The sequence below is a fragment of the Faecousia sp. genome, from assembly GCF_048519415.1.
GTDB lineage: Bacteria > Bacillota > Clostridia > Oscillospirales > Oscillospiraceae > JAZOXB01.
Genome location: NZ_DBFZUT010000034.1, coordinates 1 through 13,913 on the forward strand (window position 1 = coordinate 1; position 13,913 = coordinate 13,913).

The 13,913-nt window shown below is 60.4% G+C and carries 10 protein-coding genes, 1 tRNA gene and 1 pseudogene; 7 read left to right on the plus strand and 5 right to left on the minus strand.

What is annotated here, in order from left to right:
• From ACMKFF_RS03990 to rplM, 3 genes and pseudogenes are all read right to left on the minus strand, one after another.
• Positions 1-97, minus strand: a pseudogene (locus tag ACMKFF_RS03990) (DNA-binding protein); the annotation flags it as partial.
• Positions 98-308: 211 nt separating this feature from the next.
• Positions 309-713 carry a 30S ribosomal protein S9 gene (gene rpsI / locus ACMKFF_RS03995; RefSeq protein ID WP_279078041.1) on the minus strand — a complete coding sequence of 135 codons (405 nt, stop codon included), beginning with the start codon at positions 711-713 and terminating at the stop codon, positions 309-311.
• A gap of 17 nt (positions 714-730) precedes the next feature.
• Positions 731-1,162 (minus strand): 50S ribosomal protein L13, encoded by a 432-nt coding sequence (gene rplM / locus ACMKFF_RS04000; protein ID WP_367927827.1) that lies wholly within the window; start codon positions 1,160-1,162, stop codon positions 731-733.
• 228 nt (positions 1,163-1,390) lie between these two features.
• Here rplM and ACMKFF_RS04005 point away from each other — a divergent pair, with 228 nt between their 5' ends.
• Entirely contained in the window at positions 1,391-2,233 is an 843-nt protein-coding gene (locus ACMKFF_RS04005) for a tRNA 2-thiocytidine biosynthesis TtcA family protein (protein ID WP_419496123.1), read from the plus strand.
• Here the strand turns inward: ACMKFF_RS04005 and ACMKFF_RS04010 are convergent.
• Entirely contained in the window at positions 2,117-2,371 is a 255-nt protein-coding gene (locus ACMKFF_RS04010) for a pro-sigmaK processing inhibitor BofA family protein (protein ID WP_279078047.1), read from the minus strand. The two genes, ACMKFF_RS04005 and ACMKFF_RS04010, sit on opposite strands and share 117 nt — an antisense overlap.
• A gap of 957 nt (positions 2,372-3,328) precedes the next feature.
• Positions 3,329-4,597 (minus strand): glycoside hydrolase family 3 protein, encoded by a 1,269-nt coding sequence (locus ACMKFF_RS04015; protein WP_419496124.1) that lies wholly within the window; start codon positions 4,595-4,597, stop codon positions 3,329-3,331.
• Between the two features lie 350 nt (positions 4,598-4,947).
• Here ACMKFF_RS04015 and ACMKFF_RS04020 point away from each other — a divergent pair, with 350 nt between their 5' ends.
• From ACMKFF_RS04020 to ACMKFF_RS04045, 6 genes are all read left to right on the plus strand, one after another.
• Positions 4,948-6,927: a DNA gyrase/topoisomerase IV subunit B gene (locus tag ACMKFF_RS04020; protein WP_419496125.1), complete on the plus strand. Its 1,980-nt coding sequence runs from the start codon at positions 4,948-4,950 to the stop codon at positions 6,925-6,927.
• Positions 6,928-7,583: 656 nt separating this feature from the next.
• On the plus strand, positions 7,584-9,830 hold the full coding sequence (locus tag ACMKFF_RS04025) for a DNA gyrase subunit A (protein ID WP_419496126.1): 2,247 nt from the start codon (positions 7,584-7,586) through the stop codon (positions 9,828-9,830).
• A 241-nt stretch (positions 9,831-10,071) separates the two neighbouring features.
• Positions 10,072-10,956 (plus strand): YitT family protein, encoded by an 885-nt coding sequence (locus tag ACMKFF_RS04030; RefSeq protein ID WP_417325626.1) that lies wholly within the window; start codon positions 10,072-10,074, stop codon positions 10,954-10,956.
• A gap of 94 nt (positions 10,957-11,050) precedes the next feature.
• A complete protein-coding gene (locus ACMKFF_RS04035; protein WP_419496127.1) occupies positions 11,051-12,178 on the plus strand; it encodes a transglutaminase-like domain-containing protein in 1,128 nt (375 codons plus the stop codon).
• A 74-nt stretch (positions 12,179-12,252) separates the two neighbouring features.
• Positions 12,253-12,328: transfer RNA gene (locus ACMKFF_RS04040), tRNA-Gly, on the plus strand.
• Positions 12,329-12,435: 107 nt separating this feature from the next.
• The gene (locus ACMKFF_RS04045; RefSeq protein ID WP_419496128.1) at positions 12,436-13,422 is read left to right on the plus strand and encodes a calcium/sodium antiporter; all 987 of its coding nucleotides are present in this window, start codon (positions 12,436-12,438) and stop codon (positions 13,420-13,422) included.
• Positions 13,423-13,913 lie beyond the last annotated feature (491 nt).

The following is a 13,913-nucleotide window of genomic DNA, read 5'->3' on the forward strand; positions in this document are numbered from 1 at the left end:
TTTCAGAAGCGGCTTTCACAGAAATGTAATCCATAATATCAACTTCCTTTCGCAAAGAGTATATAATTATTATATACGGAATGACGAATAATAGCAAGTTTCTCTCCACTAATACGAAATTATAACCCCTTTTTTTACCCCCATTTTTGCCGGTTGTCCTATATTTAACCACGGAAAATTGGGTAAAAACGGCTCTCGTTTTACCAAATTTAGTCAAACTATATTAGCCCGTTTAGATATAGTAAAACCCCGGAAAACCTTGATTTTCCGGGGTTTTTGAACCATTTTGATACGGTTTGAACAGCAGATTATCTCTTGCTGAACTGAGGCGCGCGACGAGCGGCCTTGAGACCGTACTTCTTGCGTTCCTTCATTCTCGGGTCGCGGGTCAGGAAACCGGCGGCCTTCAGAGCGGCGCGGTACTCGGCGTTCAGGCCCAGCAGCGCGCGGGAGATGCCGTGACGGATGGCACCGGCCTGGCCGGTGACGCCGCCGCCCTGGACGGTGCAGACCACATCCACCTTGCCGAGCAGGTCGGTGGTGACCAGCGGCTGACGGACGATCAGCTTCAGGGTGTCGAGACCGAAGTAGTCGTCGATCTCGCGGCCGTTGATGATAATGGAACCGGTGCCGTTCTCATAAACGCGGACACGGGCGATAGAGGACTTGCGGCGGCCGGTGCCGTAATGATACTGTTTCTTGCTCTCGTACATCGTCTTTTACCTCCTGATTAGTCCTGCGTCCAGGCTTCGGGCTTCTGGGCAGCATGGATGTGCTCCGGACCCTTGAACAGCTTCAGACGAGTAATGGCAGTTCTGCCGATGGTGTTCTTCGGGAGCATGCCCTTGACGGCCAGCTCCATGGCGAACTCGGGACGCTCGGCCATGAGGGTCTTGTACTTCGTTTCCTTCAGACCGCCGATCCAGCCGGAATGACGGCGATAATACTTCTCCTCCAGCTTGCGGCCGGTGAGAACAGCCTTCTCGACGTTGACGATGATGACGTAGTCGCCGCAGTCAACGTTCGGGGTGAAATCGGGCTTCAGCTTGCCGCGCAGCAGGTTGGCGGCGATGACGGCGGTACGGCCCAGGGGCTTGTCCGCTGCGTCCAGGACGTACCACTTGCGCTGAACGTCCTCTTTTCTGACCAGTGTCGTGGACATGAGTGAGTTCCTCCGTATATTGAAAATAAATATTTTGACAAAACCGGGCTGCACGCGTACAATATTCCCGTGCACAGCCTATTCTTTATACCACAGGAAAAACCGGCTGTCAAGCACAAAATTCGGAAATTTCATTTTTCTCCGGAAGAACTCTCGGATGCTCTGTTTTTCTCCCGGATACTCGCAAATGCTCAAGGGGCATTTTTTCGAAAAAACGGAGGAATTCGCATGCAAAGAATGATGGGGCTCGTGCGCCGCTGCATCGAGGATTACCGGATGATCGAGCCGGGCGACCGCATCGCCGTCGGCGTGTCCGGCGGCAAGGATTCGCTGACGCTGCTGACGCTGCTGGCGGCGCTGCGGGAATATGTGCCCTATTCCTATGACCTCACGGCCATCACGATCGACATGGGCCTCGGCGGCATGGATTTCTCGCCGGTCGCACGCCTGTGTGAGCGCCTCGGCGTGCCGTATTCCCGCGTGGAGACGGAGATCGGGCCGATCATCTTCGAGCACCGGAAGGAAAATAATCCCTGCTCGCTGTGCGCCAAGATGCGCCGCGGGGCGCTGAATCAGGCGCTGCTGGAGCAGGGCTATTCCAAGGTGGCGCTCGGCCACCACTATGACGACGCCGTCGAGACGTTCCTGATGAGCCTGCTGTTCGAGGGACGGATCAGCTGCTTCGAGCCGGTGACGTACCTCGACCGGACCGGCGTGACGCAGATCCGGCCCATGCTCTATCTGACGGAGGGCATGGTGCGCACGTTCGCGGCGGAGCACGACCTGCCCGTCGTGCACAATCCGTGCCCGGCCGACAAGCACACGAAGCGGCAGGAGATCAAGGAGCTCGTCGCCGTGCTGTCGAAGACGTACCCCGACCTCAAAACGCGTGTATTCGGCGCGATGCAGCGCCTGCCGCTGCCGCAGTGGGGCGTGACGCCGCACCCGCGCGGCTCACAGAAACAGCTGCATCAGCACGACGGCTGCAAAGCCGGGCAGGCCGAAAAAGCCGACGATGCAGGCCGCGGGCGCGGTGACGGCGATATAGAGCCCCGTCAGGGGCGCGAGTAAATTGACAAGGCCGAGCAGGACCGCGCCGCAGAGCGTGTTGATGCACAGCTTCCAGAACCAGCGCAGCGGCGTGGACAGCAGCCGCACGAGCAGAAACACTGCGGCGACGGAAAGTGCAACGGATAAAACCTGCGTCATGGAAAATTCCTCCTGAAATGCGAAAAAATGAACCAACGCGGCGTGCATTGTTCTGCCGCGCCGGGGCATACTGAAAGCGGACACAGTCCTGGAACATTTTCCGGCATCGGGCCAATGCACTTCGAACGGCCAATTCGAAGAGAAAGTGGAATCCATAGCCTGTGTCAAGTGCGCCGCGCGGCGTAAAACTGCCGCGGACGGTACGAAAGATACCCCCATGGGGCGGGGCGCTGCGGCCGCAGCGCCCCATGACGTTCTGATCTGGGCAGCGCCGCATCCGCGGCGCATTTTTTGTGATCCGGCGGCGCAAGGCCTCTGGATTTGTCATTGCGAGGCCCCAACGGGGCCGTGGCGCCCTGAGCGCGAAGCGCGAGGAAGTGCCCTTGGGGTGCAATCTCGGGAAGGCACTCGCAGTTTGTACAGGCCGCCGTTAAAATGGTATGCACCGATTACGTCTGTAGCGGCGCTCACTGCGCAGCCGTTGGCGGCTTTGCCGCCTTACGGATGCGGCGTCCCCTTTATGGGGGTTGAGCGCCTCGTATAGGATAATTCAACCGCGCAAGGGCACTGGTGCACCACAACGCCATCCTGATGTGTCATTGCGAGGAGCGAAGCGACGCGGCAATCTCGCAGGACCATATTGGATAACAGGCAAGTTCCGGCGAATACGGTAACTTTACGCGGCGTGGCGTCGAGGACGCCGCCCCCTACAAGGTGTGTGCGGTCGGCGATACATGGTGCAAAACGGCAGTGCCTTCCCGAGATTGCCACGGGCGCAAAGCGCCCTCGCAATGACAATTCGGGGGCCGGTGCCGTTTTGGCGATAGCCTGTTCGGATCGGCAGCATTGCGCCGGGAGGGGCGTGCCCCTCCCCTACAACGCACAGCTGGCGGCCTAGCAAAACTATCCATTTTCCATTATCCACTTGCCGCGCGCGCTGTCCCGGTTTCTGCAATATTATCCCAGCAGTCCTGCCTTTGCCTTCAGCGTCAGGATGCGCAGGACGCTCTCGTCGATGCGGGCCTCAGTCAGCGTACCGTCTGCGGCGGCATCGCGCAGAGCCTGCAGGGCGGCGTCGAGGTCGTCCGGCATCAGAATGAGGTCGCAGCCGGCCTCGATGGCCAGCAGGGCTGCCTCGCCGGGTGTGTAGTTCGCCGTGATGGCGCCCATATTGTGCGCGTCCGTGATGACGACGCCGTCATAGCCCAGCTCCGTGCGCAGCAGGTCCGTCACAATGACGGGGGAGAGGCCGCAGGGCGTGTTGTCGCCCGTGACGGCCGGGGCGGACATATGCGAGACCATGATCATGCCCGCGCCCGCCTCGATCCCGGCGCGGAAGGGCAGCAGCTCCGCCTCGCGCAGCTCGTCCAGCGTGCGGTCCGTGACGGACGTGCCGAGATGGGAGTCCGCCTCCGTGCTGCCGTGGCCGGGGAAGTGCTTCAGGCAGGCCAGCACGCCGCCCTCCTGCAGGCCGCGCGTCATGGCGGCGACCATATCGGAGGCGACGGCGGGGTCGCTGCTGAACGAGCGGTCGCCGATCTCCGTGTTGTTCGGATTCGTCACGATGTCTGCCACCGGTGCAAAGTCCACGTTGAAGCCTGCCCCCTTCACCTGACCGCCCAGCTTCTTGCCCATGGCCTCAACGGCGGCCGTGTCTCCGGCCGCGCCGTAGGTCGCCATCGGGTCCAGTACATCCGTCAGGCCGACACCGCTCAGGCGCGACACGCGCCCGCCCTCCTCATCCACGCCCAGCAGCAGCGGGATCTTGCTGTAGCTCTGCGTGGTCTGCAGCATCTGCGTGACCTGCTCTGCCGATACGATGTTCTGCGCGAAATACACCAGCCCGCCGACGGGCGTGCGTTCCAGCGCCTCGCGCGTGGCGTCCCCTGCCGCCGTGGCGGGGGAGAGGCCCGTCAGTGCGTCCGGCGTGACGACGAAGAGCTGGCAGAGCTTCTCGTCGAGGGTCATGCCGTCCAGAATCTCCTGCGCGGCCAGCTCCTCGGGCGAAGTGGTCTCCGTCGGGGCCTCCGTTTCGGTCGGCGCGTCCGTCTCCGGAGCGTCGGTCGGCGCGGCGGAGGAGGAAGGCTCCGTCGGCTCCACGCCGCCGGTGGCCGTGGCCGGGCCTGTCTGCGTGATACGCAGGACGTAATAGACGATACCGGCTACGGCGACTGCGATGACCAGCAGCAGAACGGCGACCAGGAACCCGCCGCGATTGTGTTTCATGGAAATCGACCTCTCTATCTTTATAACGTATGACTTGATTTTTTCCTATTGTACCGGAAATGCGGGGAAAATACAAGGCGTTTTTTCGCGGAACATTGTAATTGCAGGGGAGCGGACAGCCGGGCCCCAGTTTGTCAAAAAAGTCCCTTCGGGCCTTTTTCGCCAAGCTGCTTTCAGAATTGCAAAATCAAATTTTGGGCGTGTGCGGCCGGTAGAGCGCCGCTACAGGAATGATATCCATAATAAATTCCGCGAGTCCGGCCCTTCGCAGATTTCTTGACATTTTGCAGCCGCCGGGATATACTATATTTATTATCACGATCATGAAACCATGCAGAGCGAGGGACATTATGGCCAAAAAGCAAGCATACGGCAACGAGAGCATTACCACGCTCAAAGGCGCGGAGCGCGTTCGCAAGCGCCCCGCGGTCATTTTTGGCTCCGACGGGCTGGACGGCTGCGAACACGCCGTGTTTGAAATCCTGTCGAACGCCATTGACGAGGCGCGCGAGGGCTATGGCAAGCTCATCATCGTCACGCGCTACGCCGACCGCAGCATCGAGGTCGAGGACTTCGGCCGCGGCTGCCCCGTGGACTGGAACGAGAAGGAGCAGCGCTACAACTGGGAGCTGGTCTTCTGCGAGATGTACGCGGGCGGCAAATACAACAATAATGCCAGCGAAAATTATGAATACAGCCTCGGCCTGAACGGCCTCGGCACCTGCGCCACGCAGTATGCCTCGGAGTATTTCAACGCGCGGGTCTTCCGAGACGGCTTCGAATATCACCTGCACTTCAAAAAGGGCGAGATCGACGGCCAGATGGAGAAAAAGCCCGCCGACCGCAAAAAGACCGGCTCACTGTTCCACTGGAAGCCGGACCTCGAGGTCTTCACGGACATCGACATCCCCGTGGAGTATTATCTTGACACGCTCAAGCGGCAGGCCGTCGTCAACGCGGGCGTGACGTTCCGCTTCCGCAATCAGGCCGGCAGCAAGTTCGAGACGACGGAGTTCTGCTATGAGCACGGCATCCTCGACTACATCACGGAGCTGACGGACGGCAACGCCTTCACCATGCCGCAGTACTGGGAGACGGAGCGCCGCGGCCGCGACCGCGCGGACAAGCCGGAATATAAGGTAAAGATCACGGCGGCGCTGTGCTTCTCGCGCAATCTGAGCCGTCTGGAATACTATCACAACTCCTCGTGGCTCGAGCACGGCGGCGCGCCGGACAAGGCCGCGCGCAGCGGGTTCGTCTCCGCCATCGACGCCTATCTCAAGCAGAACGGCAAATATGCGAAAAACGAATCGAAGATCACATTCCAGGACGTGGCGGACTGCCTCGTGCTTGTGACGAACTGCTTCTCCACGCAGACGTCCTATGAGAACCAGACGAAAAAGTCCATCAACAACCGCTTCATTCAGGAGGCCATGACGGAGTTCTTCCGCAGCCGCCTGCAGGTCTATTTCCTCGAGAACAAGCAGGAGGCCGACCGTATCGCCGAGCAGGTGCTCATCAACAAGCGCAGCCGCGAGACGGCTGAGCGCGCCCGCATCACGGTCAAAAAGAAGCTCTCCGGCAATCTCGACATCGCCAACCGCGTGCAGAAATTCGTCGACTGCCGCAGCCGCGACGCCAGCCGCCGTGAGCTGTATATCGTCGAGGGCGATTCCGCCATGGGCTCTGTCAAGCTCTCACGCGACGCGGAGTTTCAGGGCATCATGCCCATCCGCGGCAAAATTCTCAACTGCCTGAAGGCGGATTATGCCCGCATTTTCAAGAGCGAGATCATCACGGACCTGCTGCGCGTCATGGGCTGCGGCGTCGAGGTGCGCGACAAGCACGTCAAGGACTTGACGGCCTTCGACCTCGGCAGCCTGCGCTGGAACAAGATCGTCATCTGCACCGATGCCGATTACGACGGCTTCCAGATCCGCACGCTCGTGCTCACGATGCTTTACCGCCTCGTGCCCACGCTCATCCGCGAGGGCTATGTCTATATCGCGGAGACACCGCTGTTCGAGATCACCTGCAAGGACAAAACGTGGTTCGCCTATAACGAGACGGAGAAGGCTGATATCCTGAAGCAGCTCGAGGGAAAGAAGATTTCCGTCGCGCGCTCGAAGGGCCTCGGCGAGAACGAGCCGGAGATGATGTGGCTCACGACGATGAACCCCGAAACGCGCCGCCTCATCAAGGTCATGCCGGAGGACGCGGAGAAAACGGCGTTCTATTTTGACCTCCTCCTCGGCGATAATCTCGCCGGAAGAAAGGAATATATCGCCGAAAACGGCAGTCAGTATCTGGAAATGGCTGATATTTCGTAGTGTAAAATTTAACGAGGCTGCCGGATGTGCGTTGTAGGGGCCGGGCTGTCCCCACCCGGCGGTGCACCGACGATTCGTATTGGGTATCGATAAAAACGCACAAACCAATTGCGTCTGTAGCGGCGGTCAGTGACCGCCATGTACAGGCCTATTTAACCGCGTAAGGGCGCTGGTGCACCTCACGCTCCCCTGACGTGTCATTCCGAGGAGCGAAGCGACGTGGGAATCTCGCAGTACAATGGTGGATAACTGGTAGGCTGCGGCGAAAACGCAGCTGCCTTCCCGAGATTGCCACGGCCCCGTTGGGGCCTCGCAATGACAAATCTGGGGGCATTGTACGGTCGGCGAAGGTGCGCAGAAACCTGTAACTGCCAAAGGCGGTCGCTGACCGCCGCTACAGACGCAATCGGTGCATACCGTTTTCATTGTGGCTGGTGTTGGATGCCAGTGCCTTCCCGAGATTGCCGCGTCGCTTTGCTCCTCGCAATGACACATCAGGCGGGTGCAGCGGGAACAACGGTGCATCCTATCAAATTGGTGCTGTTTTTGCCGCCTCGCGGACGGGCGTGGCTGTCCCCGCCCCTACATTGATATGCGAAACTGCCCGCAACGAAATCTCCATTCACGAACAAAATAAACTGTAAAGGGATCGGTTTATGGCAAGAAAAAAGAAGGAACCCGAGCTCAAAAAGAATATTGACACGGCGCATGTCGAGGGCCTGCGGGCCGAGGTGCTCGAGCAGCCCATCACCGACACGCTGACCGGGAACTATATGCCCTATGCGATGAGCGTCATCGTCTCGCGCGCCATCCCGGAGATCGACGGCTTCAAGCCGTCACACCGGAAGCTGCTGTACACGATGTACAAAATGGGCCTGCTGAACGGCGGGCGGACAAAATCCGCCAACATCGTCGGACAGACCATGCGCCTGAACCCGCACGGCGACGCCGCCATCTACGAGACCATGGTCCGTTTGGCGCGCGGCAACGAGGCCCTGCTCACCCCGTTCATCGACTCGAAGGGCAACTTCGGCAAGGTCTATTCCCGCGATATGGCCTACGCCGCCTCGCGCTATACCGAGGCGAAGCTTGACCCCATCTGCGCCGAGCTGTTCCGCGATATCGACAGCGAGACCGTCGATTTTGTGGATAACTACGACAATACCATGCTCGAGCCTGCTTTGCTGCCGACGACGTATCCCAACGTCCTCGTCTCGGCCAATATGGGCATCGCCGTCGGCATGGCCAGCAACATCTGCGGCTTCAACCTCCGCGAGGTCTGCAAGGCCACGGCCGCGTGGATCGAGAATCCGGAATGCGACCTGCTCTCGGTCATGCCCGCGCCGGACTTCTCCACGGGCGGCGAGCTGCTGTATGACGCGGCGGAAATGGCGGAAATCTACCGCACAGGCCGTGGCAGCGTCCGCCTGCGCGCCCGTTGGCGCTACCTGAAGGAGGGAAATCTCATTGAAATTTATGAGATCCCCTATACCACGACGACGGAGGCCATCATCGACAAGGTCTCCGAGCTCATCAAGGCGGGCAAAATCCGCGAGATCTCCGACATGCGCGACGAGACCGACCTGTCCGGCCTGAAGCTCACGATCGACCTCAAGCGCGGCGTCGAGCCGGATAAGCTCATGCAGAAGCTCTTCCGCTCAACGCCGCTGCAGGACAGCTTCGCCTGTAATTTCAACATTCTCATCGCGGGCATGCCGCGCGTGATGGGCGTACGCGAGATCATCGAGGAGTGGACGGCCTGGCGCACGGAGTGCGTCCGCCGCCGCCTGTTCTTCCAGAAGCGCAAAAAGAGCGAAAAGCTCCACCTGCTGCAGGGCCTGCGCCAGATTTTGCTGGACATCGACAAGGCCATCCGCATTATCCGCGAGACGGAGTCCGAGGCGGAGGTCGTGCCGAACCTGATGATCGGCTTCGGCATCGACGAGGTGCAGGCGGAGTTCGTGGCGGAGATCAAGCTGCGCAACATCAACAAAGAATACATTCTGCGCCGAACGCAGGAGGTCGACGCGCTGGCCGCCGAGATCGCCGAGCTGGAAAAGACGCTCGGCAGCGAAAAGCGCATCCGCCGCCTCATCGTGCAGGAGCTGGACGCCGTTGCCGCAAAATACGGCACGGACCGCCGCACCGTCATCGTGGAGGACGCGGCGGAGCTCGACCCGGAGCCGGAGGAGGAGACGCCCGATTATCCCGTGACGATCTTCGTTTCCCGCGAGGGCTATTTCAAGAAGATCACGCCGCAGTCGCTGCGCATGTCCGGCGAGCAGCGCTTTAAGGAGGGAGACGGCCTGCGCTTCTCGTGCGAGACGACGAATGCGGCGGAGCTGCTCGTCTTCTCGGACCGCTGCCAGGTCTATAAGGCGCGCTGCGCCGATTTTGACGACGGCAAGGCCTCGCTGCTCGGCGACTATCTGCCCACGAAGCTCGGCTTCGACGAGGGCGAGAGCGTTGCGGCTGTCTGCCTGCCCGGCGATTACAGCGGCAGCATGCTCTTCCTGTTCGCCAACGGTAAGGCGGCGCGCGTGGAGCTTTCCGCCTATCAGACGAAGTCCAACCGCCGCAAGCTGACCGGCGCCTACAGTGACCGCAGTGAGCTGCGCGGCATTTTCCTGCTGCAGGAGGATGTGCAGCTCGTGCTGTACTCCACCGAGGGACGCGCCCTCATTCTGCAGACGGCCCAGCTGGCCCCGAAGACAACGCGCACGACGCTCGGCGTCGCCGTTCTCACGCTCCGGCGCAAGGCAGAGCTGGCCCGCGCCTGCCCGCTTGCCGAAAGCGGCATTGTGAACGAGTCGCGCTACCGCACCCGCACGCTCCCCGCAGCGGGCGCGCTGCTCCGCGAGGAGGATGCCGCCGAAAAGCAGCTCTCCCTCGAAGAGCTCTAAGGAAATTCTGAATAATCAGCAAAGGAAGCTCTGAATAAATCAGCAAGAGTGGATGGCGAGAGATTTTTTGGCAAGGCGAGGTATGGAAAGTGCAGTTGTACTTTGTGTACCACAAACTTTCCATACCGATGGATTGACGAAAAAGCTCCGGCATCCGCCGCAGATGATTGATTCAGAGTTTCCTGAAAACAGCATTCCCGGCCGGGTCGTCCGGCGCAAAAGAAAGAAGGAGGAACATCGCATGAAGGCCCTGAACCAGCAGAAAACCGAGTTATTTCGCAATATCCTGTTTATCACCTTAGGCAGTCTCCTCTACGCGCTGAATTTTGACCTGTTTCTGGAGCCGGGCGGCATCAGCAGCGGCGGCGTCTCCGGCATCGCCATGATCATCGTCTATGCCGCTCACCCGAAATTCCTGACGGTCGGCATTCTAAACGCCATGATCAACATCCCGCTGTTCCTCTGCGGCCTGAAAAAGATCGGACGGCATTTCTTCTTTGGCTCGCTCTACAGCACGGTGCTGACGTCCGTTTTCCTTGACCTGTTCGCCCGCATCCTGCCGGTCCCGGCCGTCGAGCCGCTCGTGGCGGCCCTGTTCGGCGGCGTGTTCATGGGCGTGAGCCTCGGCCTCGTGTTCCTGGGCAACGCCTCGACGGGCGGCGTCGACATCGTCGCGCGCCTGATGAAGCTGAAATTCCGCAATTTCCCCATCGGCAAGATCATCCTCTGCATGGACCTGACCATTGCTGTCATCACGGGCGTGGTCTACCGCGACTTCAACAACACGCTCTACAGCGTCATTGCCATGGTCGTCTCCTCCATGGCGCTCGACCGCGTCGTCTACGGCATGGATTATTCCAAGGTCGCGCTCATCATCACGGAGAAGTATGAGGCCATCGCCACGGCCATCGACAGCCAGCTCGACCGCGGCGTGACCCTGCTCAAGGGGCAGGGCTATTATAAGCGGCAGGACAAGATGGTCCTGCTCAGCGCCGTGAAGCGCAAGCAGCTCGCGGAGCTGAAGGAGCTGGTCATGGACATCGACCCGGACGCCTTCATCATCCTGCAGGATGCCCATCAGGTGCTGGGCGACGGCTTCAAGCGCTACGACCGAAATGAATTGTAAGGAAACGCCGCACAATTGCAGCTTCGGCCTTCGCCGGATATGCTCTCACTGAATTGTGCGGTGCTGCCGAAAAGCCCAAAAGGAGGACGCCGCCGTGCGGAATTTCATTGCCTGTCTGCTGCTGCTCGGCCTGCTGGCCGGGCTGTCCGCCTGCGGCGCGGACGACAGCTATCTCTCCGTCCGCACCCACGTTGAGCCGAGCATACCTGCAACGGAGACCCCGCAGCAGGAGGAGCCGCCCACGGCCGGCAACCGCAGCGAGCTGCGCGGCGCGATGCTCTCGTTCGTCCGCAACTGGACGGAGCAGGGCGAGATCCGCATCTCGGGCTACAGCGGCGATCTCACCGCCGACCTGACGGAGACCGTGCGCTACATCACGCAGGAGGACCCCATCGGTGCCTACGCCGTGGACTATGCCGATGCGGAGCTGCGCGGCGACGCGCAGACCGGCACCGTCGAGGTCAGCATCGTGTTCCGCCGCTCTGCGGCGGAGATCGATGCTATCGTGACCGTGAGCGGCGTCAACGGCGCGCATGCGAAGATCCGGCAGGCGCTGGCTAATTTTGACGCGGCGCTGACGCTGCGCATCCGCAGCTATGAGGATGCGGACTTCTCCGGCTACATCCGCACCTACTGCCTCGAGCATCCGGACAGCGCCATGGCCCTGCCGGAGGTCTTGGCGGCCGTCTACCCGGAGACGGGCGAGACGCGCATTCTGGAGCTGCATTTTACCTACAGCCAGCCGCGCGACACGCTGCGCAGCATGCAGGCCGCGGTGAACACCATTCTGGACTCTGCCGCTGCCTATGTGGAGAGCGGCACGACGCCCCGGCGCTGCGCAGAGCTGTTGGCCCGCTTCCTGCTGACCCGCTTTACCTATACGACTGCGGAGGAGACGCCGGACATGCCTGCCTATGATCTGCTGAGCAGCGGGCGGGCTCACAGCCTGTCGTTTGCCTCGGTGTTCTATGCCGAGTGCACCCGTGCCGGGCTGGCGTGCCGTCTGGTCAGCGGCACGCGCGGCGGCGAGACGCACTGGTGGAACCTGCTGCAGCTCGAGGAAACGTGGTATGCTGTCGACCTGATGCGTTCCGTGGAGCAGGGCGGCGATTCCCTCGACCTGCTCGATCCCGCCGCGCTGCGGAACGAAGGCTATGACTGGGACGCGGAGGCCTATCCCTCCAATCCTGCGCCGGAGCCGGAGGAGCCGACGGAGCCATAGCGTAAAAAATTTCGACCTTTTGCAAAAAAGACTTGACAAATCGAGCTGATCCCGCTATAATAATTCCTGCAAATGCGGGTGTAGCTCATCTGGTAGAGCGCCACCTTGCCAAGGTGGAGGTAGCGAGTTCGAGCCTCGTCACCCGCTCCAGAATCGAAAACCGTTGTCACTTGACAACGGTTTTCTTTTACGTTTGCAGAATCTTCGAACCGATCGCCTGCGGGCCTCGGCAGAAGCAATCATTGGAGGAATCGTCCATGCCGCTGGATCTAACCGGAAGCAATCTGTTTTTTGTGCTCGTCCTGTTCGGTGCAGGCCTGTTCTGTATCATGAAGGGCGGCGACCTGTTCGTCGACGCGGCAACATGGATCGCCGAGTCAACCGGCATCCCGAAGTTTATCATCGGCGCGACGGTCGTCAGCTTCGCTACGACCATGCCGGAGCTGCTTGTGTCACTGTTCTCCGCCTTCGAGGGAAACGCGGACATCGCCGTGGGCAACGCCGTCGGCTCCGTCACGGCCAACACCGGCCTCATCCTGTGTATCTCCCTCGTGTGTATGCAGTGCGCCATGACGCGCAGGCAATATGCCGGGAAGGCCTGTCTGCTGCTGGCCGCCATCGGCCTGCTGTTCGTCTTCACGCGCGACGGCAGTCTCTCCCTGTGGGAGAGCGCGGCCATTCTGGCCGTATTCGTCTTCTACATGGCCGAGAGTCTGCTGGCCGGGCGGCGCGAGCAGGGGGCTGAGCAGCCCGCGGAAAAGCCGAAGAAGGACGGAAGGACCGTCGCGTGGAACATCGGCAAATTCGTGCTCGGCGCGGCCGCCATCGTGCTTGGCGCGCAGCTGCTCATCGACAACGGCTCGGAGCTGGCTCGCCGCATCGGCGTGCCGGATGCCGTTATCGCCGCCACGATGATCGCCATCGGCACCTCGCTGCCGGAGCTCGTCACGACCATCATTTCCATCCGCAAAAAGCAGGCCTCGCTCTCTGTCGGCAATATCATCGGCGCGAACATCCTCGATCTGACGCTCATCATGCCGCTGTGCGCCCTGCTGCAGGGCCGCCCGCAGCCCATCGAGCGGCAGGGTATGCTGCTCGACATCCCGGCCTGCCTCATCATCAGCGCGGCCGTGATGATCCCGGCGCTGGCCTGCGGCAGGTTCAAGCGCTGGATGGGCATCCTCGCAGGGGCGCTGTATATCGCTTATCTTGTTATTATGTTCACCTGCTTCGGCGTTGCCTGAGCGGAGGGGCAAAGCTCCGGAAAAAAGCGGGCAGGTCAGAATGACCTGCCCGCTTCAGCTTGTCAAAAAAGTCCCTTTGGGCTTTTTTGACAAGCTGCTTTCAGAATTGCAAAATGGATTTTTGTAGCATGATTTTGCAATTCTGCCGCTGCGGCGGGTTATTTAACGCGAAAGGAAACCCTGACGGTTTCCTTTCACACTTTCCTTCCCTCCGAGACTTGCGGCCAGGCAGGCTTTTTTGGCAGTCTGAAGCGGGCAGGTCAGAATGACCTGCCCGCTTTTTCTGCTGTGCCTGCTATGCTATGCTGTGCCTGCTTTTGCGGCATTGCGGCCGGAGCGACCAGTCTTGCAGAACGGCAGCGTCCTCATTTCCCGTACACGCCTGTTCCGGCGCGTGCGGTTTTTTGTGCTGCGGAAATCGGTCAAAACGGATCGAATTCCGTAACCGGATGGAATAACATGCAAAATGCACAAGTAATACGCCTGTGCAT